The sequence below is a fragment of the Undibacterium sp. KW1 genome, assembly GCF_009937955.1.
Classification (GTDB): Bacteria; Pseudomonadota; Gammaproteobacteria; order Burkholderiales; family Burkholderiaceae_D; genus Undibacterium.
The window spans coordinates 6,010,674-6,036,065 of sequence record NZ_AP018439.1 but is presented as its reverse complement, the minus strand read 5'-3'; the positions used below and the strand labels follow the sequence as shown (position 1 = coordinate 6,036,065).

Here is a 25,392-nt window from a genome sequence, read left to right as displayed (position 1 = left end):
CGGTCCCCCGGGCGCTTACAAATTCGGTGCCAGCCAGCGTTCTACTTCCTCCTTGGGCACGCCACGGCGTGCTGCCATATCGGTGACCTGATCATCGGCAATCTTGCCCACGCTAAAATACTTTGATTCAGGGTGGGCAAAGTAAAAACCCGATACTGCCGCGCCCGGTATCATGGCCCATGATTCGGTAATGTACATCTCGATTTCTTCACACTGCATCTGCCTGAACATCTCGGTCTTGACCGTATGTTCCGGGCATGCCGGGTAGCCGGGAGCAGGGCGTATGCCTTTATAGTTTTCCTTGATCAGGTCTTCATTGCTCAAGGCTTCATCAGCGACATAACCCCACAGGTCTTTACGCACGCGTTCATGCAGGTATTCGGCAAAGGCTTCAGCCAGACGGTCGGCCAGTGATTTCAGCATGATGCTGCTGTAGTCATCATGAGCATCTTCAAAGCGTTTTTCATACTTTTCTATGCCCAGGCCAGCGGTCACAGCAAACATGCCTATATAGTCCTTGATACCGCTGTCTTTTGGCGCGATAAAGTCTGACAGGCACTGGTTGGGTCTTTGTACGCCATCAATGATGGGTTTCTCGGTTTGCTGGCGGGTGCCGTAGTAAGTCAGCGCCACCTGGCTGCGGGTGTCGTCGGTATAGATTTCTATGTCGTCATCATTGACGGTATTGGCAGGCAGCAGGGATACCACACCATTCGCCGTCAGCCAGCGGCCTTCGATGATTTTCTTCAACATGGCCTGGCCTTCGGCAAATACCTTCGTTGCAGCCTCGCCGACGACTTCATCAGTCAATATTGCCGGGAAAGGACCAGCCAGGTCCCAGGTCTGGAAGAACGGGCCCCAGTCTATGTAATTGGCAATCGTCGCCAGATCAATATTCTTGAACAGGCGACGGCCTATGAATTTTGGTTTGACCGGCGCATTGCTGCCCGTGAAATCCACTTTCATCTTGTTGGCACGTGCCTGCGCCAACGTGACCATGGGCGTGGCTTTTTTATTCGCATGCTGGGTACGGATGCGGTCGTAATCGCTACCGAGTTCGGCGATGTACTGGTCACGACTTTCTGGTGTCAGCAGCGATTGTGCAACCGACACTGAGCGTGAAGCATCGGCGACATACACGACAGGCCCTTCATAGTTGGGCGCAATCTTGACCGCAGTATGGGCGCGGCTGGTAGTCGCACCACCGATCAGCAGCGGGATTTTAAGCATGCGGAAATGCGGGTCGCGCTGCATCTCTTTGGCGACGTAAGCCATTTCTTCCAGCGAAGGTGTGATCAGCCCGGACAGGCCTATGATGTCGGCATTTTCTGCTTTGGCTTTCGCCAGGATTTCTGAGCAGGGCACCATCACGCCCATGTTGACCACTTCAAAATTATTACACTGCAAGACCACGGTAACAATGTTCTTGCCTATGTCATGCACATCGCCTTTGACGGTAGCGATGACGATCTTGCCCTTGGGCTTGTTGTCACCGCTGCGTTTCTTTTCTTCTTCGATGAAGGGGATAAGATGGGCCACAGCTTGCTTCATGACGCGGGCAGATTTGACCACCTGCGGCAAGAACATCTTGCCCTGGCCAAACAGGTCACCGACGATATTCATGCCCGCCATCAGCGGGCCTTCGATGACCTGGATAGGGCGGCCACCGTCGGCCATGATGGCAGCGCGGGCTTCTTCCGTATCTTCGACGATCCAGTTGGTGATGCCGTGCACCATCGCATGGGCCAGGCGTTTTTCTACCGGGTCATTGCGCCATTCCAGCGTGGCTTCCTCTTTCTTTCCACCAGCTTTCAGCGTGGCGGCAAATTCTATCATGCGCTCAGTCGCGTCTTCACGACGGTTCAGCACCACGTCTTCGACACGCTCGCGCAATTCCGCATCAAGCTCGCTATATACACCGACCATACCGGCGTTGACGATACCCATGGTCATGCCCGCCTTGATGGCGTGGTACAGGAATACCGTGTGTATTGCTTCACGTGCCGGGTCATTGCCGCGGAAAGAGAAACTCACGTTCGAGACACCGCCGCTGATCTTGGCACCGGGCAGGTTCTTGTGTATCCAGGCCGTGGCTTCGATAAAGTCGACAGCATAATTATTGTGTTCTTCTATGCCTGTCGCGACCGCGAAAATATTCGGGTCAAAGATAATGTCTTGCGGATCAAAATCCAGCTTATCGACCAGCAGGCGATAAGCACGTTCGCAAATTTCCACCTTGCGCGCGTAGGTATCGGCCTGGCCTTTTTCATCAAAGGCCATGACGATGACAGCCGCGCCATAACGCTTGCACAATGTGGCCTGGCGCAGGAATTCTGCTTCGCCTTCTTTCATGGAAATCGAATTGACGATAGCCTTGCCCTGCACGCATTTCAAGCCCGCTTCGATGACTGTCCATTTCGACGAGTCGATCATGATAGGCACACGGGCGATATCAGGTTCAGATGCAATCAGGTTCAGGAAGCGTGTCATCGCCGCTAGCGAATCCAGCATGGCTTCATCCATATTGATATCGATGACTTGCGCGCCGTTTTCTACCTGTTGACGTGCCACTGCCAGGGCTTCGTCGTATTGTTCATTCAGGATCAGGCGGGCGAAAGCTTTTGAGCCGGTGACATTGGTACGCTCACCCACGTTGACGAACAATGAGCTTTCATCAATCGTGAACGGCTCCAGGCCAGACAGGCGCATCGCTGCCGGTACAGTCGGGATGACGCGTGGGGTTTTGCTTTGCAGGATGTCGGCAATCGCCTTGATATGGTCAGGCGTGGTACCGCAGCAGCCACCGGCGATATTGATAAAACCGGCTTCGGCAAATTCTTTCAGCAGGGCTGAGGTATCGGCTGGCAATTCATCAAAGCCGGTGTCACTCATGGGATTGGGCAAACCGGCATTCGGGTAAATACAGACAAAGGTGTCAGCAATCTTCGACAATTCTTCTGCATACGGGCGCATCAGGGCAGCGCCAAGTGCACAATTCAGACCTATGGTCAGCGGTTTTGCATGGCGCACCGAATTCCAGAATGCTGGTACCGTCTGGCCCGACAGGATACGGCCAGACGCATCGGTTACCGTGCCTGAAATCATGATGGGCAGGCGGGTGCCGGTTTCTTCGAAAAACTGGTCGATGGCAAACAGCGCTGCTTTACAGTTCAGCGTATCGAAAATGGTTTCGACCAGCAGCACATCGGCACCGCCTTCCACCAGGCCACGGGTTTGCTCGAGGTAAGCTGCCACCAGCTGGTCGAAGGTGACATTACGTGCCGCTGGATCATTGACGTCTGGTGAAATCGATGCGGTCTTGGGCGTAGGACCCAGGGCGCCTGCCACATAGCGTGGTTTGTCCGGCGTTGAATATTTATCGCAGGCAGCGCGCGCAATTTTGGCTGAGGCGACATTCATCTCATAGGCCAGGTGCGCCATGTGGTAATCGTCCTGTGCGACGGTCGTCGCACCAAAGGTATTCGTTTCTATGAGGTCGGCACCGGCAGCCAGGTATTGCTCATGGATTTCGGCAATGACATGCGGCTGTGTCAGCGACAGCAATTCATTATTACCCTTGACGAAGAGTTCACGCACGGTTTCAGGACCGGTAAAGTCCTTGAAACGCTCGCCACGATAATCTTCTTCCGTCAGTTTATAGCGTTGTATCATGGTACCCATGGCACCATCGAGTATCAGGATGCGCTTTTGCAAAATCTCGCGCAAACGGGTTTCGAGGGCAGATACAGGCAGGGTCGTAGTCATGATGTTTACTCGCAATAAAACAAAACCCGATCAGCTTGTGTGTGCAGGCGGATCGGGCGACGTCCTTTTAGCAGCACTTATTACGCGCCCGCAATCTGAATCTCAAATCGGCGCAAGAAAGCGTAAATTATACGTCAAATCAAGGGCTTGGGTATGGCGGGTCATGGCGCTGTCGGTTTTTTGTCAATACAAACGACCCGGTAAAAGCCAATTGAGATGGTAAAAAGACCACGGAGGCCAAGGCTGGCGACTGATTGAAGCGTGTCTGCAAGCCACACCGTATCTGAACTAACAGTTTTTACTTGCCGAATTGCAGTGACGGCATCAATATTCTGTCTGCACTATTAATTAAAGGTAATACCTGTGTACGATGTTTACTTTTTGCCTTCCTGCCAATAAATCAGATGAAAATTTCTGCCCTGATTATTGAAGACCACCCGATTTATCGTGATGCCTTGCTGCTATTCATGCGTCACCTGCTGGGGGAAGCACAAGTGGCGGCGGTCACTTCTACAGAAGAGGCCCTGGCACAGTCGGCCACTCACACCAGCTTGCGCCTGATTTTGCTGGATTTGCGTCTGCCAGGCATGAATGGGGTAGAAGCCATCTGTTCGCTACGTAAACATTATGCAGACGCTGCTATCGTCGTGGTTTCCGCATCTGAAGACAGGCGCGAGGTCGATGCCGCTCTGCGTGCCGGAGCCAAGGCCTTTATTTCCAAAGCGGTCTCCACGGATCTGATGATAGAAGTGGTGCGCAAGATACTGGCCAATGAAGTGCTGGATAATCCCTGGATCACTTTGCGTGGTAAGCAGGCCAACAAGGAAGAACCCCTGCTGGCTTTGACACCCAGGCAGCAAGAAACCCTGATCCTGCTTTGCCAGGGCCTGTCCAATAAAGAGATAGGCCTGCGCCTGGATCTGGCAGAAATCACCGTGAAAATGCATGTGACCTCGATATTCCGGGTACTGAATGTCGTCAACCGCACCCAGGCCGTACTGGCCGCCCGCAGCCTTGGCTTATACACGCCAGATCAAAACTGAGTACTTACTTACAACTGTTTCAAAAGTTGTTACAATATGTAAGTAACAAGATGTAGGGTATTGCTGATTTGGTCCTACCTGCTTGGCAAAGCCATTGTCTATCCTGGCTGATGTTCATAGCCTGGCTCTCCGTTGTTGCCTCCGTTCTGGCCGTATTCACCAAGCGGCAGGGATTTTGCGCGCCTTGCAAAGCCAGAGACCACACACTCAGGAACTGACACAAGCACGTTTCCGTATTTTTATCTTTTGTCGAAAAGGCCGTCTCATGGGCATCAATGCCAGCACCATACAAAAACTGTATATCGCTTACTTCAACCGTCCAGCCGATGTGGCTGGTTTAACTTACTGGGAAGGGCAATTGGATGGCAACAAGATTTCTCTTGCCGGGCTGGCCCAGTCATTCAGTGAGCAAGTCGAGTACGTAGCAACTTATGGCGGGAAAAGCACTGCAGATGTTGTCACTGCCTTGTACAAAAACCTGTTTGGCCGGGCACCAGATGCGGCTGGTCTGACATACTGGGCAACCCAAATTGATACGCGCGCCGTCAATATGGGTACGGCAGCATTGGCCATCCTGAATGGCGCGACGCCTGACAGTCTTGACGGTATCACGATACAGAATAAACTTAATTTCTCAGCCAACTTCACGGCCAGCCTGAACACGGTAGAAAAAGCCAATCTGTATAGCTCCCCCTATACCTTCGAGCTTATGCGCAGCATACTTTTAACCGTGACAGGTACCGGGCCTTTACCTGCTTTGAAACCAATTGCGGCAGTAAAAATTGCTGCAGCAAGTAATGGCATCAATATGTTGGAAAAAGCAGCCGGCATGGACGTGCTGGTTGATTTGACAGGTATGCAAGCCGCTACTGGTTTTCAAATCGAATTGATGAATGGTGATAGTCCATTCACTATACCCATTACCCATGTTTTGACAATGGACGAGGTGATTACCCACAAGGCTGTCATCCATATTCCCAGTGGTGCAAACCTGGGGCCAGATGGCTTAAAAAACATAGGTGTACGAGTCAGTGATATTTTTGGAAATACCGGCAAGGCAGGGGGGCAATTATCCGTTCTGCTGGATACAACGCCGCCAATTTCTCCTGCGAATGCTACTTATGAAACATGGTGGGTTCCAACCGGGGGCGGTTATGTTGACTTCGTTCTTGGGGATATTCGTTACGCCATTCTTCCGGGCCAAATGGCTGGCGGGAGTGCAACCTTGCTGGACAACGGTACAGCAATAGGGAAAATTACATCCATAGGCAGTAAAGATACCGTATTGGATTTTGTCATTGACCCCAAAATTGGCAAACAGGTATATAACGACCATTTTAAAGATAAAAATCTCACCCTGGTCTTGACAGACGCTGCTGGTAATGTGACTACCAGCAAAATTGATTACTCGATCCCCGCTGTATATAAGTATAAGGATGGAACTCCAGCATCCAATATCAATATCTATGCAGATGGCAATGGACTGACTGTCAAGGCTAGCATCAATGGTATGGAATACCTCAACTCAAAGGCCTATTTGAAAATCAACGGACAAGTTGTTGCAGTCGACTCTTCCGTCAATGCGAACGACATATCGGTAGACTTCAGCCTTTCAAGTTTGGCTAGCCAGCAATTGCGCAATCTGGTCAATGCGGGTGGTGTGGTTTCTGTCACGATGGTGGACATGAATGGCAAGCTGGTCGACAGCATTAATAGTGCGACTCTTGGACCTAACCAGTTTGGTAGTAAGGCGACATTGAATTCTATTCTGGACACGCCTGCATTGCCAACTAGAGGAAAGTTATTCACCACGATTGACGCTGGTTATGTCGGTATGAGTGAAATCCAGTTCTCGATGATATCTGGACAAAATACGGGTGGCTCCGCAGCCTTGATGGAAAATGGGACCGTCATTGCGAAAATTACCAACATCGGCGCCAACGATACGATGCTTGATTTCATTTTTGACCAGCCCCTGGGAAGGCGAGTCTATGACGACTATTTTACGAATCGTAACCTGAGTCTTGCTTTGACCAGCTCATCAGGGAATACGGTCATCAGCAAATTCTCCGATTACCAGATATATATGGATTTAGTCTCGAAAGAGGGGACACCAGCAACGAACATTAGCTTGAAACCTATTGGTGGCAATATTGTCGCAAACAGCCTAAACAACTCAAATACTAATTTATTGGTTAGCGCAACGATCAATGGTTATTTATATGCCAGTTGCCGGGCTTACCTCGAAATCAATGGCCAAATTGTAGCTAAAGATGACTACATCTTAAGCTACGATACAACGGTTGATTTTGATCTGGGTACGACCAATAATGTTGATTTGCAAAGCATAGTAAGAAACGGTGGTTCAGTTTCAGTCGTGATGATTGACATGAATGGGAAGGTGGTGGAAAGCTCTTCCAACCCTTATCTTGTGACCAATTTCACATCAGCCTTTGCCTCCCATGATACAAAGCTGGCAACTTTAGCCGAAACGCCTGAGCACATATCACTTGCCATTATCGGCCAGCCAAAGCAAATGCAGCATATCGATATGGCCATGAACTAAAAAAAGCACATCACGGTCTTGCTGTGATGTGCCAAGGGGAATCGTAATTAAGTGAAGTGGTTTAGTGTTCAGTCAGCCTTTTTGCGGCTGGTGAGCAGGCTGGCAATAATCGAGCTGCCGAGCAGGGTGCCAATAACAATCAGTGAAACACTGGTCGGTACATGCATCCACTTCACGATGAGCATCTTGATACCGACAAACATCAACACAAATGCCAGGCCAAACTTCAGCAGGTGGAAGCGGTCAGCCATGTCTGCCAGCAAGAAGTACAGTGCACGCAAGCCCATGATGGCGAAGATGTTTGAGGTGAAGACGATGAACGGGTCTGTCGTCACCGCGAAAATCGCCGGTATTGAATCCACTGCGAACACGACGTCGGATATTTCTACCAGGATCAGCACCAGGAACAGTGGCGTGAACAGGCGTTTGCCATTTTCCTTGATCGTGAATTTTTCTTTGTGAAATTCATTTGTAAATGGCAGCAGTTTTTTTGCCAGGCGCAAGACCGGGTTGGCTTCCAGGTCAGGTTCCTTTTCAGCCGCGACCAGCATACGAAAACCTGTGACCAGCAAGAAAATACCGAACAGATACAGTACCCAGGAGAACTGCGTAACCACCCAGCTGCCAGCCAGTATCATGATGATGCGCATGACGATGGCACCCAGTACGCCGTACAGCAAGACCTTGCGCTGATACTGCGGCGGTACGGCAAAGTGACCAAAGATCAGCAGGAAGACGAACACATTATCTACCGACAGGGACTTTTCTATGACATAGCCGGTCAGGAATTCCATGGCCTTGGCGGTCGCCACTTCCCGGCCTACCGTGTCAGACAAATAAATCCACAAACCAACATCGAATATCAGGGCCAGGCTGACCCAGACCAATGACCACGCCGCTGCTTCCCTGACGCTGACTTTATGGGCGCGCGACCCACCGAGGGCCAACACGTCAATTGCCAGCATGAGTAGAACAAAAGCGATAAATACTGCCCACATCCAGGGCTGAGCGACGGAATGGATCATTTCTTATTCTTTCTCTATAAAGCCCAGCAACTGCAAGAGGCTGGTGAACAGGTTGAAGATGGTGACGTACAGGCTGACAGTCGCCATGATGTAATTGGTTTCACCACCATGAATGATGTTGCTGGTTTCAAACAGGATCATGCCCGACATCAGCAAGACCATGACGGCAGAAATTGTCAGCGACAGGGCAGGGATCTGGAAGAAAATCGCGCCCAGGCTGGCTACAAAAGCCACCAGCATACCCACCATCAAAAAGCCCGCCATGAAACTGAAATCACGTTTGCTGATCAGTACGTAAGCAGACAAGCCCATGAAGATCAGACCTGTCATGGCCATCGCCGTCATGACGATACCGGTACCGCCAGGCATGCCCAGGTAACGTGTCAGGATAGGGCCAAGGGTGTAACCCATAAAGCCTGTCAGGGCGAATACCGAGGCAATACCCCAGCCACTGTTTTGCAGTTTAGTCGTGGCAAACAGCAGGCCAAAGTAGCCGACCAGTGTCAGCAAGATGCCAGGGCCGGGAATATTGAAGGCAACCGTTGCTGCCGCAGTCAATGCGGAAAACAAGAGCGTCATGGACAACAACATATAAGTGTTGCGCAAGACTTTATGGCCAGAGCTGACATTACTGTCTCTATAGGCGACGGTTTGTGCGTCTGTGGCAGAGCGACTCAAGATTTTCATGCTTTTCTCCTGAAATGTTGAAGCCATGCATATGTGCAAATTGGCTGCACCTTCTCAACAGAAGGTAGAGATAGTGTAGGTCTTGCTGATAAACAAGAAAAGTCGAATATAATTGAAGATATGTTCGTAAAAATCGATGTATTGTCATAAAGAACGAATTCATATGTCCAAGCTCAACTACAAGCATTTGCATTATTTCTGGATGGTTGCCAAGACTGGCAGTATTTCCCGCGCCAGTGAGCAATTACATCTGACGCCGCAAACCATCAGTGGTCAGTTGAGCCTGTTTGAAGAAATCCAGGGGGAAGCCTTGTTCCGCAAGAGCGGGCGCAATCTGGAACTGACCGAGGCCGGGCAACTGGTCTTGAGCTATGCCGATGATATCTTTGCACTGGGACAGGAACTGGAAGAAGTTTTGCATCACAGGCCCACCGCGCGCACCGTACAGTTAAGGGTGGGGGTCTCCGACGCTTTGCCCAAGCCTCTGGCTTACCGCTTGCTCGAACCCGCCCTGAAGCTGGAGCAAACCCTGCGCATCAATTGCCGTGAGGGCAAGCTGGAAGTCTTGCTGGCCGACCTGGCTACTCATAAGCTCGATGTCGTCATGTCAGACCGCCCCATGCCCGCCAGTGCCAATGTGCGCGGCTATAGCCATCAATTGGGGGAGTGCGGCATCAGTTTTTTTGCCACCGGGACTTTGTTGCTGCAATATCCGCAGGCTTTTCCTGCAAACCTGGACGCCGCGCCGTTTTTATTGCCGGGTGAGGATGCGGCCTTGCGCTCCCGTTTGCTGCAATGGTTTGATCAGCAGGGTTTGCATCCACGCATAGCCGGTGAATTTGATGACAGTGCGCTCATGAGCGCCTTTGGCCAGGCCGGGGCAGGGATTTTTGCCGCACCAACCGTGGTTGCCGACATGATCATGCGCCAGTATGACCTGCAGTTGCTGGGGCAGACGGATGAAATCAGGGAACAGTTTTATGCCATTTCAGTACAGCGCAAGCTGACCCACCCTGCCGTACTGGCAATTAGCCGCGCGGCGCGTATTGACCTGTTTGCCATGGGGGAAGAATGAGGTACCCCATGTTGACAGCAATGCGCTGGAAATAAAAAAAACGACAGCAATGCTGTCGTTTTTTTATGCTTGAAGAAGCTTGCCCGGATTAACGGCGACCCAGCAGAGTCTTGACGTTTTTATCCATAGGAATAGCGTAATCAACAGAGCTGATCACGGTATTATCACTAGGCCTGACCAGTTTCAGGTTCACATAAACCAGTTTGTCGCCTTCAGCGTAGGTACCGACGATGACTGCCTGGGCACTGTGGTTTTGCGCTACATCCTTGATTTCACGCGTCAACAGCAATTCACCAACATTTTGTTTCATGAATACTTTGTCGCGGAATTTCATTTCCACCATTTTGTAGTCACGACGGGTGAACTGACCCGAAAGTTGTTCAGCAATGATGCGGCCAAAGGTAGAAGACTCTTCGAGGAAGTTGATATTGGCAAGAGTAGCAATAATCAATGGACGCGAAGGATCAAGCTTCAAACCAGCATTGTTGATCAGTGCATCTGCTGCACGCTGGTTGGCCGGAATGAATTCATTGGATTCAGCATCTTTCCAGGTTGGTACTGGTGATGCTGCTGCTGGCGGCGGCGTATTGCCCAAGCCCAGATTGGCACAAGCACTGAGTGCAATAGCTGAAGCGATAACGAGAGCTGCACTTTTCATCATTATTGGCCCCCAACGACACGGAAGTTGAAATCAGTGTCTTTATTGTAAAGCGTCCAGTCGTAATCCGAAACATAGTACGCGTCAGTACGACGGGCGATATATTGTGAATTCTTTACCAAAGATGTCGTTACGATCAACTCGTGCTGAGGCGTACGGCCTCTGGCATATTCCTGATTGACCCAGCTGGTCCAGTCATAAGCACCTGCCAGAGCGAGGCCGCCAAGGACTGCATCTGTCTTGACCGGTATGCCCAGGCCATGCACGGCAGCAATACCAGCACCTATCGCAGTCACGCTGGTGAAGCGTTTGTTTTGATGGCGGTCAGGAGAAAAACGTACCAGCTGTGTTTCAATATTGATCACCTGTGCTGTGCCGTCATTGATTTTCCGTACGACAACGCCCTGATTGACCAGGGAAGTAATGATCTGCGTGTAGAAAGCCTGGGTGAACTGGCTGTCTTTCTCTGGTGGTACGACATAAACCGGTGCGCCTATCTTGTCGGTTCCGAGTTTGATCTGCTCTGCTACATCTTTTGCGATGACGAGCCAGTGCGACGCCGCTTGCAATTTATTTTGCGTCGTCGTCGGGAAATTGCCTGCTAATGGCGTTTCACTGTATGGAGTTGCACAACCTGCCAACAGCGCGGCTGCCAGGGCAATGGGAAGAAATTTCTTCATGAGCTCACCTTTTTTTAGGTCTTAGTCAGAGTTTTTGTTATCGAAAACGAAAATGGCAATAATTCAGTGTAAGAGAATACAACAAGTAGCCGCAGGCAACAAAGATTTTGCTTGCATCAAGGCATTAATTGAACTATTCCCGCAGATATCGTGCACAGACCACTGTTTATTAAGGAAAGTTGTAGCTTTTTTGCTTCATTTTTTCAGCTAACTGAAAAAATTTCCTTCATTTAAAGCATGGCCTTGCAGGAAATCTGCTACCGAAAGTCGTTTACCGCCGGGTTTTTGCAATTCGGTCAAGCTGAGCGAGCCTTGGCCACAGGCAACAATAACACCTTGCTCTGCATTCGCCGATAGTATTTGCCCAGGTTTATGGTTACCAGTTGTTTCAAACAGCTTCGCCCCCCAGATTTTCAGGGTGGTTTCCGCATATTGAGCATGGGTGCCGGGAAAAGGGTTGAAGGCACGTATCTTTCTTGCAAGTACTTCTGCAGGCAAGCTGAAATCCAGTGCAGCTTCTTCCTTGCTGATTTTGGATGCGTAGTTGACACCAGCCTCGGGCTGAACGACAGGCGAGAGCTTGCCGTCTTCTAGTTGTTGCAATGTAGCAACAATCATTTCACCACCCATGGCAGCCAGTTTGTCATGCAGGATGCCTGTGGTATCTGTGTCTTTAATAGCAATACTTTGCTTCAGCAACATGGGGCCAGTATCGAGGCCTTCTTCCATTTGCATGATGGTGATGCCAGTCTCAGTGTCGCCTGCTTCTATCGCCCTGTGGATAGGCGCGGCTCCGCGCCAGCGCGGCAACAGTGAGCCGTGGATGTTCAGGCAGCCCAGGCGCGGTATATTTAATACCGATAGCGGCAGGATCAGGCCATAGGCCGCCACTACCATGACATCGTGTGGCGTGTTATTAAGCAAATCGTGTGCTTCTTTGGCAACATCGGGATACTTGCCATCCAGGCGCAGCGATTGTGGCTGTGCCACAGGGATACCGTGTAGCAGGGCAAATTGCTTGACAGCAGAAGCATGTAATTGCATGCCGCGGCCAGCTGGCCGGTCTGGCTGTGTCAGTACGAGTGGTACTTCAAAACCGGCCGCATGGATGGCTTGCAAGGCAGTGGCCGCGAATTCCGGCGTACCGGCGAAGATGACGCGCATTAACGTTCAGCCCGTCTGCGTTGCTCTTCGCGTTCTTCTTTGAGCATCTTGGTCTTGATACGGTTACGCTTCATGGGCGACAGGTATTCGACAAATACCTTGCCCTTGAGGTGATCCATTTCATGCTGTATGCAGACTGCCAGCAAGTCGGTTGCATGGATTTCAAAAGGCTTGCCATCGGCATCCAGGGCGCGCACCTTGACTTCGGCCGGGCGCTCTACGCCATCATAAATGCCAGGTACCGACAGGCAGCCTTCGTCATACACCTTGCGTTCTTCGCTTTCCCAGAGTATTTCAGGATTAATGAAGACCTGGAGCTGGTCATTGGTTTCTGACACGTCGATGACCACCAGTTGCTCGTGTACATCGACCTGGGAAGCCGCCAGGCCAACGCCGGGCGCGTCATACATGGTGGCTGCCATATCGGCCACCAGGGTTTTCAGGCGTTCATCAAATTGTGTTACCGGTTTTGCCACTTTATGGAGGCGCGCATCTGGGTAGCGCAGTATATTTAGTATCGTCATAAGACTTTTCACAACAAGCTTTGATGCTTATTGCGCAGTTTTTCTTGCTAGTTCAAGGATTTATGGGCAGAATTTGATTCAATTTGGCAAGTTTTGCAAGATTGCGCCTGCCTGCGCGCCTTCACTTGCGGTATTGCAGTATTTTGCATCGGATATTATTCATGAAAAAGTTTAGCACAATCGCTTCCATCTTCGCTGTCAGTCTTCCCCTGATTTCTACCGGGGCGTTTGCTGCTGGTGGACAGGCAACCACCGCACAGGCTCAAGCTGTTGCCAGCAAAACCAAGTGCGAATTCTTGGCAGAAGCGCCGGACAAGCATGTCGTCGTCAAGGGCGATACGCTGTGGGGAATCTCCAGCATGTTCCTGAAAAACCCCTGGTGCTGGCCAGTAGTCTGGGGCATGAACCAGGAAGACATCAAGAACCCGCACTGGATTTATCCTGGCCAGATCGTTTATTTTGACCGCGTCAATGGCCGTTTGCGCCTTGGCAACCCCGGCGGTGTGCCAACAGTCAAGTGGAATCCAAAATCGCGTGTTCAGGGTCTGGGCGAGAACGCGATCCCGGCTATCCCTGCTTCCGTGATTGAGCCTTTCCTGTCCCAGCCCCTGATACTGGAAGATAATGACCTGGCAGTAGCGCCGCGCATTATTGCCACCAAGGAAGGTCGCGTCAACCTGGGTCTGAATGAACAGGCTTATGTCCGGGGTGAACTGGATGGCAGCACCTCGTTCCAGGTTTTCCGTCCGGGCGTGCCTTTGCGCGACCCCGTCACCAAGGCCATCATCGCCTATGAGGCCGTGTACCTCGGTACGGTCAAGCTTGAACGCGAAGGCAATGACGAGAGTGACGTGCATACTTTCTCTGTCGTCAGGTCAAAACAAGAGATGGCAGTGGGTGATCGTCTGATGCCTATTCCTCCTTCCCCGATTTTGAATTATGTACCACATCCACCTAAAGAAGACGTGGATGCCCGTATCGTATCCGTCTATGGCGGTGTCGGTTCGGCAGGTCAGAACCAGATCGTTTCTATCAATCGCGGCAAGAATGATGGCTTGAATATAGGTACTGTCCTCACTTTGTATAACTATGGCAGAGTGATACAGGATAAAACCGATGCCAATAAATCAGTCAAACTGCCAGATGAACCTATTGGTGATTTGTTTATTTTCCGTGTATTCAATAATGTCTCCTACGGCCTTATCATGCAGGTGAAAGATATCGTCAAAGTGGGTGACTCAGCTAAATCGCCAAGATAATTCCGCTTGCTGATGGCGCTTGGTTTGGATGTACACCAGGATTTAAGTGCCTGGTTAAGGCTGGAACAAACGCCAGGAGTTGGCAATGAGTCCGCACGCCGTTTGCTCGCTGTATTTGGTCTGCCTGAGCAGATCTTTGCTGCGAGTCATGCCGCCCTCAGTGAAGTAGTCACACCAAGACTGGCCAAGGCCCTGCTGGCCAGTCCACCTGAGTTTCAGCAGCAACTGGACAAGACCCTGGCTTGGCAAGAACAGCCAGGTAATCTGATATTGACACTGGCGGACGCAGGGTATCCACGTGCCTTGCTGGAAATACCCGATCCACCACTGATGTTGTACGTCAAAGGCCGTGCTGCCTTGCTGGAGGCTGCCACGGTCGCCGTTGTTGGTAGCCGTAATGCCACCGTGCAAGGCATACGCAATGCTGAGCAATTTTCCGAATCTTTAAGTAATGCTGGTCTGTGTATCAGCTCCGGTCTGGCTGCTGGCATTGATGCCGCCGCTCATCAGGGGGCTTTGCGCGGCCCAGGCTCGACTATTGCAGTCATAGGTACAGGTGCCGATATTGTTTACCCTGCACGCAACCGTAATCTGGCACACCTGATTGCAGAAGGTGGCTGCGTCGTCAGTGAATACTCACTTAGCACACCGGCATTGGCGCCTAATTTTCCTCGCCGCAACCGTATCATCTCAGGCTTGGCCAAGGGAGTATTGGTGGTTGAGGCTGCTGCGCAATCCGGTTCACTGATCACTGCCCGTATGGCAGCGGAACAAGGGCGGGAAGTATTTGCCATTCCGGGGTCTATCCACTCACCTTTGTCCAGGGGGTGCCATCAGTTAATCCGTCAAGGTGCCAAGTTGGTGGAATCCGCGCAGGATATATTGGAAGAATTGCAATTGCAGTCGGTGCCATTACCTGCACCGCATACACTGGCAAAGCCTGTCGCTGTGCACATGGATACATCTGAGACTGGCCTTTTAAAAGAAATCAGCTTTGATCCTGTCCATATGGATATGCTGGCCAGCCGCACAGGTATAGATATTTCCAGTCTGACGACAGAGTTGTTAACGCTGGAACTAAGCGGACAGCTGGAAGCTTTGCCGGGTGGCTATTACCGCCGACTTGCCTGATTGATATTTGATGACAAATTGGCAGGGGCTTGTTTGAAATCGCTGCAAAGGCTACAGTAGCAGTATGTTTGATATACTTGTTTACCTCTACGAAACCTATTACCGTCCGGATGCCTGTCCTGACACGGCCGCGCTGACTAAAAAATTGTCCGCTGTTGGCTTTCCTGAGGATGAAATTTCCGAAGCCCTGAGCTGGCTCACTGGTCTGGCCGTGAATACGGCAGAGCCAACTGCGGCTGCCCCCGTTTCCAAGGGCTTCAGGATTTATGCCGAGCAAGAAATTGTTGCCCTGGGTACGCCAGCCCTGGGTTTTATACAATTTCTTGAATCTGCCGGGCTGCTGAATGCCAATCAACGCGAAATCGTGATTGAGAGGGCATTAGTTGTCAATGAATCACCCCTGCCTCTGGATAAGCTGCGCATCATCGTACTGATGATGCTGTGGAGCCAGGGCGCCGAGCCTGACATGCTGATGTTTGATGAGTTATTGTTGTCAGATGACGACAACACAGGCAGGCTTTTGCACTAATCATTTCCTAAATGGAATTTTTATGACAAAAATCGCGCATAGATTGCGGTTTTTCGTCTATCACGTTTAACATTCCCCGCAAATTTAGGTTAGTCTTACGCTTATTTTGCGAAATGTTGCCTATTAGACATTGGCAACCACGCTTTACACTATTCGAGAATCCCGAAATGACAAAAACGCTCATCATTGCCGAAAAACCCTCTGTCGCTAATGACATAGCGAAAGCGCTGGGTGGCTTCACCAAGCATGATGATTATTTTGAATCAGACAATTATGTACTGTCGTCAGCCGTAGGCCATTTGCTGGAAATCACCGTCCCAGAAGAATACGATGTCAAGCGTGGCAAATGGAGCTTTACCCATCTGCCGATGATCCCTCCGCATTTTGCCCTGAACCCGATTGCCAAGACTGAATCACGCCTGAAGGTATTGAACAAGCTGATCAAGCGCAAGGATGTCACTGGCCTGATTAACGCATGTGACGCGGGCCGCGAAGGTGAGTTGATTTTCCGTCTGATTGCCCAGAATGCCAAGGCCAAGCAGCCAATCAGCCGTCTGTGGCTGCAATCCATGACCACTGGTGCGATACGCGATGGCTTCCAGAAATTGCGCAGCGATGCAGAAATGATGCCTCTGGCCGATGCAGCCCGTTGCCGTTCCGAGGCAGACTGGCTGATCGGCATCAATGGTACCCGCGCCATGACGGCCTTCAATTCCAAGGAAGGTGGCTTTTACCTGACTACCGTTGGCCGCGTGCAGACGCCAACCTTGTCCATCGTGGTAGAGCGCGAAGAAAAGATCAAAAAATTTGTTTCCCGCGATTATTGGGAAGTAAAAGCAGAATTTGTCTGTGCTGCCGGAATTTATGAAGGCCGCTGGCAAGACCACCAGTTCAAGAAAGACGAACACGATCCTGAGAAAAAGGCTGAGCGCCTGTGGAGCAAGGCCGCTGCCGAATCCATTGTGGCCGCCTGCCGTAACCGCCAGGGCAGTGTCACCGAAGAATCCAAACCAGCGACGCAAATCGCGCCAGCCCTGTTTGACCTGACCAGTTTGCAGCGCGAGGCCAATGCCCGTTTCGGCTTTTCTGCCAAGAATACCCTGGGTCTGGCCCAGGCCTTGTATGAAAAGCACAAGGTACTGACTTACCCGCGTACTGATTCCCGCCATTTGCCAGAAGATTATCTGCCTACGGTGAAAGAGACTCTGAGCACCATCTCTGAGACCAATAATTATCATCAGTTCGCTTCGCAGATATTGAAAAACAACTGGGTCAAGCCGAACAAACGCATCTTTGATAATACCAAGATCAGTGATCACTTTGCGATTATCCCCACTGGCCTGGCACCAAAGAATTTGTCTGAACCTGAGCAAAAGCTGTATGACCTGGTAACGCGCCGTTTCCTTGCGGTGTTCTTCCCGGCGGCAGAATTCCAGGTAACGACCCGTATCACTGAAGTATCTGGCCATCAGTTCAAGACTGAAGGCAAGGTCATGACCAGCGCTGGCTGGCTGGCGATTTACGGCAAGGATGGCCTGGAAGAAAAAGACGGCGAAAGCAAGGGCACCTTGGTACCAGTGGCCAAAGGTGAGAAGGTCCTGACAGAGCAGATTACTGCGAATGGCCTGGTCACCAAACCGCCTGCACGCTATAGCGAGGCGACTTTGTTGTCTGCCATGGAAGGCGCTGGCAAACTGGTCGATGATGGTGACTTGCGTGAAGCCATGGCAGGCAAGGGCCTGGGCACACCAGCCACTCGTGCTGCCATCATCGAGGGTTTGCTGAACGAGAAGTATCTGCTGCGCGAAGGCCGTGAAATGATGCCTACCGCCAAAGCCTTCCAGTTGATGACCTTGCTGCGCGGTTTGGGGGTCGATGAATTGACCTCGCCTGAACTGACCGGCGAGTGGGAATATAAATTGTCGCAAATGGAAAAAGGCAAGATCAGCCGTGAAGAATTCATGCGCGAAATTGCCCAGATGACCCAGATCATCGTCAAGCGCGCCAAGGAATACGATAACGACACCATCCCTGGTGATTATGCGACCCTGCATACACCTTGCCCCAACTGTGGCGGCGTGGTCAAAGAGAATTACCGTCGTTTCGCCTGTACCAAGTGCGAATTCTCGATGAGCAAGACACCAGGCAGCCGCCAGTTTGAAGTGGCTGAAGTGGAAGAATTACTGGCCAAGCGTGAAATAGGCCCGCTGCAAGGCTTCCGTTCCAAGATGGGACGCCCATTTGCAGCCATCCTGAAGATCGTACCAGACACTGAACACAGTAATTTGAAGCTGGAATTTGATTTTGGCCAAAACCAGGACGAAGGTGAAGATGGAGAATCGGTCGATTTTTCCGAACAAACTTCGCTCGGACCTTGTCCAAAATGTGGTAGCGGAGTTTATGAAATGGGCCTGGCCTATGTCTGTGAAAAAACCATGGCCAAACCCAAGGCTTGCGATTTCCGCAGTGGCCGTATTATCCTGCAACAAGAGATACTGCCTGAGCAAATGGGTAAATTGTTGAATGATGGCAAGACAGACTTGTTGCCAGGCTTTATTTCACAACGTACCCGCCGCCCGTTCAAGGCTTTCCTCGTGCGCGGCAAGGATGGCAAGGTCAGTTTTGAATTTGAAGAGCGCAAGGCCAAGGCCCCGGCTGCTGGCAAATCCAAGGCCAAGGCCGAGCCAGATGCAGAAGCCGCAGTTGCAGTGAAAGCCAAGGCAGCCCCGGCAAAAAAAGCCGTAGTCAGGAAAAAGAAGGCAGCCTGAACTTTGATCTTGCCTGAATCAGAGTAAGTGCCACGCCGAAAGTGCCTGACCTGGCACTTTCCTGGCAGAGTCCGTCATTTTCGCGTATTGTTAAAAGGTGATTTTCTAGATATAGGGTGCACATGGCCGCAAACGAGTCCTTATCCAGTGCTCGCGCTGAATTTACTCATGCATTTAATCATGCAGTACCCGGCATTCTGCCCGAAGCTTTGGAAGCATTGCTGACCAAGGCGAATTACAGCGGTACTTCATCGGCTGACAAAAGCCGCATTGTCAATGCACGTGCCATCCTGCCAGAAAAATGGGATGCCATTTCCCGTGCCATGCCTGTCCATCTGGTGCAATTGCTGGATCGCAGTATCACTACGGCTTATAGCACTTTCCGGCCCGCCTCTGCCTTGGGCAAAGCGACTGAGCTGGCCTTGCTCGATTCTTCCACCTTCGAGACCACGCTGCGCTTTAATGAAATGACGCAGAATTTCCGCGACAAGGCAGGACAAGCCTTGCTGGATTTGAATATACGTATTGCGGTCTTGTTTGGGCAAGATGACATACGCGAGAGGGAAAACCCCTTCCGGCCTTATTTGCTGGCACGCTGTATTTTCCTGGCGGTAGAAGAACAGAAATTATCGCAAGAAAACGAAGCCATCCTCATCGAGCAGCTCGGTGAAACCTTTGCCTCCACCATGGCTGGCATCTATGAAGCGGCCAATTCTGCACTCGAACGCCAAGGTATCAGTGCCAACCTGGCACTCAAGATCAGCAAGGCACCTGAATCACTGCAGACTCGCAGCCCGGCCGCTGGCGGGCAAGGTGGCTACGGTGGTACAGGTGGCCCCGGCGGTGCCGGAGCTGGGGGCGGGCAAGGTGCTTACTCCACCATGCAGGCCGGTGTGTTCCCTGGTGCGCAGGCAGGTCAGGGACAGGCCCAGGTACAGAACCAGGGCGCATTCCCAGCGGCGCAACAAACATCCATGGCCAGCCCCGGCGTGCGCCTTGAGCAATTATTCCAGACCGTACGCGGCAAACCGCTGTCACTGCCTGCCGCGACTCCCGTACTTGCACAACATGCAGGCGGCATGCAGGCGGCAGTACCCAATCCCTATGCTGACATGCCATCGCCAGGCAGTCCCCCCGCCAATGCCGGGCCAGCCTGGCTGAGTGGCGACAGGGCACTGGGTGGTGTATTGAGACAGGCTTTTGGCGAAGTCTCTCCCGTCAGCCAGCACAGGGATAAACATAGCGAAGGCGCCATTCCGTTTACTGCCAGGGAGAATCCCCAGAGCAGTTCACCCCAGGCAGGTGCTCAGGCACGCACTGGCCAATTTGCCCATTCTGGTTTAGCAGCTTCGGCAGGCCCGCGTAGCAATGATCTTATACAGGTGCCAGCTGCCCTGGTCGCCTCGCATCTGCAGAATATAGAAAGCCAGTTAAAGCAAAGGGTGGAAGCACAAGCCCTGCCGCCAGAAATGAGCATGGGTTTGTCAAAGGTCCTGGGGCAAATGCACAAGGTCATGGTGCCTGACAGTTCAGCCATGAAGGATGAAAAGGGCGAAATCCGTAATCTGATACGCGAACACAAGGACGCCTTGTACAGTCTGGCCAAGGATACTGAAGAACAGATGTGCATAGACCTGGTTGCCATGCTGTTTGAAGTCATGCTCTGTGATGAACTGGTGCCCTTTAATATACGTATCAGCCTGGGACGTCTGCAATTCCTGATCCTGCAACTGGCCCTGAAAGAAAAAAATCTGCTCAGTGATGGCAAACATCCGGCCCGTCTTTTATTGAACCGGATTTGCTCGATCGCCTATAGTGCCCAGCAAATCGGTGATGTCGATAACCACGTAACAGAAGAAATTGCCCGCATCATCAAGACCCTGATGCGGCATGACAGTGATGTACCAGAATTGTTTTCACGCATACAGAACAGGTTTGAAACCTTTATTTCCCGTGAATTGCGTACCAATAACCAGCACATACACCGCACCGTAAAAGCCCTGGGTGAAGCCGAGATCCGTTTCATGCGCTTCGCCTGCATCGCTGTGGCGATCAACAAGGCCATGCCCAAAGTGAATGTGGAGATGTCGTTCCGCAGCTTCCTCAGGAAAGAATGGGTCAGGGCGATAGAAGCGGCTGAAAGAACCGATGCTCTGCTGGCCAGGCGTTATCGCCTGTTGGTACCGGACTTGTTGTGGAGTGTTTCCCCCAAACTCGATAACGACGACCGCAACCTGCTCTCGTCCATGCTGCCTACCATGGTGGGTACACTGCGCCATGGCATGGACCTGATGGAACTGGAAAAATCCAGGCAACAAAAGCTATTGAACTGGCTGGCAGAAGCCCATGCCCAGGCCCTGCGCCCGGCAGCAGACAGCAAAAAACCGCAAGGTCTGAGCCTGCCTGCCATGCATGAACGCTTTGAACAATTTACCAATCAACCAGATACGATAGAGCATTCCGAAGTTCATCATTATGAATTTGCCAGGGAGATTTATCAGCAAGGCGTGTTCGCGGAACTGGGTTTGCATACCAGGATGCTGGACAAGGAAGTGCAGAGGCCTGAGCTGCCAACTGAAACGGCGATTGTTGCTGATGCACCTGCTGAGCCTGAGCTCAATCCAGCCTATCTTGAGCGTATAGTCTGCGGTGCTCTGATCGATATCAAAACCGAGAAGCTCAATGCCAAAGCCTGTTTGCGCTGGGTAGATCCGAATCTGATGTATGTCGTGCTGAGTCTCAAAGGGGAGGACTTCCCTGCGGTACTCAGCATACGCGTCCTGTGTCAATTGCTGGATACAGCCAGACTGCGATTTGTTGAAGACGAGCCCTTGTTTGAACGCGCCATCCACACACTGCTCAGATCTGCTGATGAAGTTGATAATGTGCGGGTATAAGACCCGCACATTTCAGACTGATCGTTTTGCTTAGAACGTGTTTACGATCTGTAGCGAGCGAGCGTCAGCGGGTTGAAGAGCAGCGCATGAGGCCCGATCACGCTCGCGCAGTAAGATCGCAAACATGTTCTTAGTCGTCGGTACTATCGATGTCCGGCTCAAAGAAACACCACTTCGCCTGCGGCCAGTTGCTTTGTATGCCGTCTTCCACTTCATTGATGGCAGTAATCAACGCCTGGTCAGAACCCTGGGGGCGCATTTTTGCCTGTACTGCGATCATCAACTGTTCACCCCATTGCAAGGTAATCAAATTGATGACGTGATCAACATGCGGATGGCTTTCTATATGAGCACGTATTGCCTCATTGACTTCTGGCGCAGCAGACTCACCGGTAATCATGGCCTTGACTTCCCTGATGACAAAGAATGCCACCGCCATCAAGAGTACACCCACGACGATAGAGCCTATCGCATCCCAGATCGGGTTGCCGGTTACTACTGACAGCACCACCGCAACAAAAGCCACAGCCAGGCCAGCCAGGGCAGCGATATCTTCACCCGCCACCACCATCAATTCAGACTGACGGGTCTCGCGGAACCAGCGAAAGAAAGACTTGCCACCGGCTATCTTGCGTATCTCCAGCATTGCCCCATACAGTGAAAAGGCTTCCAGGGCGACAGAAATACCCAGCACCACCAGAGCAACAATAGGGTTCTTCAGTGGCTCAGGATGTTTCAGGCGCTCCACGCCCTCCAGAACAGAAAACGCACCACCCAAAAAGAACAACAACAAAGCCACCATCATTGCCCAGAAATAAACGACACGCCCATAGCCCATGGGGTGAGATGCATCTGGTGCCCGCTTGGCCTCCTTCAAACCCACCAGCAAGAAGATCTGGTTGATACAGTCAGCCGTGGAATGGATCGCCTCTGCGAGCATGGCCCCCGATGCCGTAAAGATGGCCGCGCCAAACTTAGCCAGGGCAATACCGCCATTGGCACCCAGCGCATAAAAAATCGCCTTGGTAGAACCTTCTGAATTCGCAGACATGAGAATAATTAAAAGTGAGAAAAACCTAACCTTACTTGATTTCTCTGCAAATAATCAATCAGGTATTCTGAATGTTTGCCTTTGCAGAATTTGTTTTTGGTGGATACATATATAGAGGGCTGTTTGTCCCGATAAATTCTTTCAGCCATGAGGCGATGCAGATATGTCGCGAAGCCGTAAAACTCCTTCCCTTTCAAGGAGATGGCGTCGGGGTTTCACAAAGCCTGCTTTGCGCCGACAGAATCCAAGCCGCCTGTGAGCGGCGCAGTGGAGGGCTTAGGGTGAGGATGAGTTCCGGTCGATCAGCGAAATCAACGCTATATAGATAGCCCTCGAACCCGTCGCTCCTGCGCAAGCAGGAGCCCAGCGTCGCCCGGTGCTAATCCGTAAAGCGCATTACGAAGCAATACGCCCCCCTCAAAAAATCAATAGGTGCGCGCAGCGCACCTATTGATTTTGCCTTTCTATAAACGGCCTAAATAATTTACGCCAGGGTCTTGCAAAGGGGAGGGGAAGTTTGCTATAGTTCGCCTCCCGCTGAAGAGCGGGTGAGAAATGAAGCAAAGCTGGAGATTGAGCGGAGAAGTTAAAAGCTGCGGAAAGATCTGGTTGCTGTGAATAGTTTGCAACAGTTTAGCTAGTTCGCAAGAACGAAACAAAACGAAATGAGTTGCAGGTGTTGACAGCGGCGAATAAGTGCTTCATAATCTCGTTTCTCTGCTGCTGACGCACACAACGCTGCGACGCAAAACTGGATGAATAAGTAGTCCGGTTAGGTAGAAAAGATTTAGGTTCTTTAACAATTAACAGTCAATAAATGTGGGCACTTGGTGAAGCGCACCATTCGATCTAGGTTGAATGGAATGCTTAAATAATATAGCAAGTGTTCACAAGAAATAACAAAGCAAGACGATGATTCAGAGATGAGTCATTGAACTGTCAGTATTTTGAGTGAGCGATGTGTCAGTCACATGACACAGTTCAGAAATGAACACAAAACAGAGATTAAACTGAAGAGTTTGATCCTGGCTCAGATTGAACGCTGGCGGCATGCCTTACACATGCAAGTCGAACGGCAGCGCGGGGCAACCTGGCGGCGAGTGGCGAACGGGTGAGTAATATATCGGAACATACCCTAGAGTGGGGGATAACGTAGCGAAAGTTACGCTAATACCGCATACGATCTAAGGATGAAAGCGGGGGATCGCAAGACCTCGTGCTCATGGAGTGGCCGATATCTGATTAGCTAGTTGGTAGGGTAAAAGCCTACCAAGGCGACGATCAGTAGCTGGTTTGAGAGAACGACCAGCCACACTGGAACTGAGACACGGTCCAGACTCCTACGGGAGGCAGCAGTGGGGAATTTTGGACAATGGGGGCAACCCTGATCCAGCAATGCCGCGTGAGTGAAGAAGGCCCTCGGGTTGTAAAGCTCTTTTGTCAGGGAAGAAACGGTGTTTCCTAATACGGAATGCTAATGACGGTACCTGAAGAATAAGCACCGGCTAACTACGTGCCAGCAGCCGCGGTAATACGTAGGGTGCAAGCGTTAATCGGAATTACTGGGCGTAAAGCGTGCGCAGGCGGTTTTATAAGTCTGATGTGAAATCCCCGGGCTCAACCTGGGAACTGCATTGGAGACTGTAAGGCTAGAGTGTGTCAGAGGGGGGTAGAATTCCACGTGTAGCAGTGAAATGCGTAGATATGTGGAGGAATACCGATGGCGAAGGCAGCCCCCTGGGATAACACTGACGCTCATGCACGAAAGCGTGGGGAGCAAACAGGATTAGATACCCTGGTAGTCCACGCCCTAAACGATGTCTACTAGTTGTCGGGTCTTAATTGACTTGGTAACGCAGCTAACGCGTGAAGTAGACCGCCTGGGGAGTACGGTCGCAAGATTAAAACTCAAAGGAATTGACGGGGACCCGCACAAGCGGTGGATGATGTGGATTAATTCGATGCAACGCGAAAAACCTTACCTACCCTTGACATGGAAGGAATCCCGAAGAGATTTGGGAGTGCTCGAAAGAGAACCTTTACACAGGTGCTGCATGGCTGTCGTCAGCTCGTGTCGTGAGATGTTGGGTTAAGTCCCGCAACGAGCGCAACCCTTGTCATTAGTTGCTACGAAAGGGCACTCTAATGAGACTGCCGGTGACAAACCGGAGGAAGGTGGGGATGACGTCAAGTCCTCATGGCCCTTATGGGTAGGGCTTCACACGTCATACAATGGTACATACAGAGGGCCGCCAACCCGCGAGGGGGAGCTAATCCCAGAAAGTGTATCGTAGTCCGGATTGTAGTCTGCAACTCGACTACATGAAGTTGGAATCGCTAGTAATCGCGGATCAGCATGTCGCGGTGAATACGTTCCCGGGTCTTGTACACACCGCCCGTCACACCATGGGAGCGGGTTCTGCCAGAAGTAGTTAGCTTAACCGCAAGGAGGGCGATTACCACGGCAGGGTTCGTGACTGGGGTGAAGTCGTAACAAGGTAGCCGTATCGGAAGGTGCGGCTGGATCACCTCCTTTCTAGAGTAGCGCGTAGTTAAGTGTCCACACTTAT

Annotated in this window: 16 protein-coding genes and 1 rRNA gene; 9 read left to right on the top strand and 8 right to left on the bottom strand. The window is 51.3% G+C overall.

Going from position 1 to position 25,392, the window contains the following annotated elements:
* Window positions 1–15 precede the first annotated feature (15 nt).
* Window positions 16–3,765: a methionine synthase gene (gene metH / locus UNDKW_RS27270; RefSeq protein ID WP_162061328.1), complete on the bottom strand. Its 3,750-nt coding sequence runs from the start codon at window positions 3,763–3,765 to the stop codon at window positions 16–18.
* Window positions 3,766–4,169: 404 nt separating this feature from the next.
* Between metH and UNDKW_RS27265 the strand changes: the two genes are divergently transcribed.
* Together UNDKW_RS27265 and UNDKW_RS27260 are read left to right on the top strand one after the other, a co-directional pair.
* Entirely contained in the window at window positions 4,170–4,808 is a 639-nt protein-coding gene (locus UNDKW_RS27265) for a response regulator transcription factor (RefSeq protein ID WP_162061327.1), read from the top strand.
* Window positions 4,809–4,902: 94 nt separating this feature from the next.
* Window positions 4,903–7,374 (top strand): DUF4214 domain-containing protein, encoded by a 2,472-nt coding sequence (locus tag UNDKW_RS27260; RefSeq protein WP_162061326.1) that lies wholly within the window; start codon window positions 4,903–4,905, stop codon window positions 7,372–7,374.
* A 68-nt stretch (window positions 7,375–7,442) separates the two neighbouring features.
* Here UNDKW_RS27260 and UNDKW_RS27255 read toward each other — a convergent pair whose 3' ends face one another.
* Entirely contained in the window at window positions 7,443–8,399 is a 957-nt protein-coding gene (locus UNDKW_RS27255) for a TerC family protein (protein WP_304941439.1), read from the bottom strand.
* Window positions 8,400–8,402: 3 nt separating this feature from the next.
* Window positions 8,403–9,086 carry a Bax inhibitor-1/YccA family protein gene (locus tag UNDKW_RS27250; protein WP_162061325.1) on the bottom strand — a complete coding sequence of 228 codons (684 nt, stop codon included), beginning with the start codon at window positions 9,084–9,086 and terminating at the stop codon, window positions 8,403–8,405.
* 163 nt (window positions 9,087–9,249) lie between these two features.
* On the opposite strand from UNDKW_RS27250, the gene nhaR reads away from it, so the two are divergent.
* Window positions 9,250–10,161, top strand: coding sequence for a transcriptional activator NhaR (nhaR, locus tag UNDKW_RS27245; RefSeq protein ID WP_162061324.1), 912 nt, complete (start codon window positions 9,250–9,252; stop codon window positions 10,159–10,161).
* A gap of 88 nt (window positions 10,162–10,249) precedes the next feature.
* Here the strand turns inward: nhaR and UNDKW_RS27240 are convergent, their stop codons facing one another.
* The 4 genes from UNDKW_RS27240 to def form a co-directional block, all read right to left on the bottom strand.
* Window positions 10,250–10,822, bottom strand: coding sequence for a FlgO family outer membrane protein (locus tag UNDKW_RS27240; protein WP_162043942.1), 573 nt, complete (start codon window positions 10,820–10,822; stop codon window positions 10,250–10,252).
* Entirely contained in the window at window positions 10,822–11,499 is a 678-nt protein-coding gene (locus UNDKW_RS27235; RefSeq protein ID WP_162043941.1) for a hypothetical protein, read from the bottom strand. The genes UNDKW_RS27240 and UNDKW_RS27235 overlap by 1 nt, the downstream gene beginning before the upstream one ends.
* A 207-nt stretch (window positions 11,500–11,706) precedes the next feature.
* The gene (gene fmt / locus UNDKW_RS27230) at window positions 11,707–12,663 is read right to left on the bottom strand and encodes a methionyl-tRNA formyltransferase (RefSeq protein WP_162061323.1); all 957 of its coding nucleotides are present in this window, start codon (window positions 12,661–12,663) and stop codon (window positions 11,707–11,709) included.
* Entirely contained in the window at window positions 12,663–13,187 is a 525-nt protein-coding gene (gene def, locus UNDKW_RS27225) for a peptide deformylase (protein ID WP_162061322.1), read from the bottom strand. Before def ends, fmt begins: the two co-directional genes overlap by 1 nt.
* 161 nt (window positions 13,188–13,348) lie before the next feature.
* Between def and UNDKW_RS27220 the strand changes: the two genes are divergently transcribed.
* From UNDKW_RS27220 to UNDKW_RS27200, 5 genes are all read left to right on the top strand, one after another.
* On the top strand, window positions 13,349–14,446 hold the full coding sequence (locus tag UNDKW_RS27220) for a LysM peptidoglycan-binding domain-containing protein (RefSeq protein ID WP_162061321.1): 1,098 nt from the start codon (window positions 13,349–13,351) through the stop codon (window positions 14,444–14,446).
* 12 nt (window positions 14,447–14,458) lie between these two features.
* On the top strand, window positions 14,459–15,577 hold the full coding sequence (gene dprA / locus UNDKW_RS27215; RefSeq protein WP_162061320.1) for a DNA-processing protein DprA: 1,119 nt from the start codon (window positions 14,459–14,461) through the stop codon (window positions 15,575–15,577).
* A gap of 64 nt (window positions 15,578–15,641) precedes the next feature.
* Window positions 15,642–16,106 carry a DUF494 family protein gene (locus UNDKW_RS27210; RefSeq protein WP_162061319.1) on the top strand — a complete coding sequence of 155 codons (465 nt, stop codon included), beginning with the start codon at window positions 15,642–15,644 and terminating at the stop codon, window positions 16,104–16,106.
* A gap of 167 nt (window positions 16,107–16,273) precedes the next feature.
* Window positions 16,274–18,874 (top strand): DNA topoisomerase III, encoded by a 2,601-nt coding sequence (locus UNDKW_RS27205; RefSeq protein ID WP_162061318.1) that lies wholly within the window; start codon window positions 16,274–16,276, stop codon window positions 18,872–18,874.
* A gap of 122 nt (window positions 18,875–18,996) precedes the next feature.
* Window positions 18,997–21,771 carry a DUF1631 family protein gene (locus UNDKW_RS27200; RefSeq protein WP_162061317.1) on the top strand — a complete coding sequence of 925 codons (2,775 nt, stop codon included), beginning with the start codon at window positions 18,997–18,999 and terminating at the stop codon, window positions 21,769–21,771.
* Window positions 21,772–21,901: 130 nt separating this feature from the next.
* Here the strand turns inward: UNDKW_RS27200 and UNDKW_RS27195 are convergent, their stop codons facing one another.
* Window positions 21,902–22,822 carry a cation diffusion facilitator family transporter gene (locus UNDKW_RS27195; protein WP_162061316.1) on the bottom strand — a complete coding sequence of 307 codons (921 nt, stop codon included), beginning with the start codon at window positions 22,820–22,822 and terminating at the stop codon, window positions 21,902–21,904.
* A 1,007-nt stretch (window positions 22,823–23,829) separates the two neighbouring features.
* On the opposite strand from UNDKW_RS27195, the gene UNDKW_RS27190 reads away from it, so the two are divergent.
* Window positions 23,830–25,358, top strand: a 16S ribosomal RNA gene (locus UNDKW_RS27190).
* Window positions 25,359–25,392: the final 34 nt, after the last annotated feature.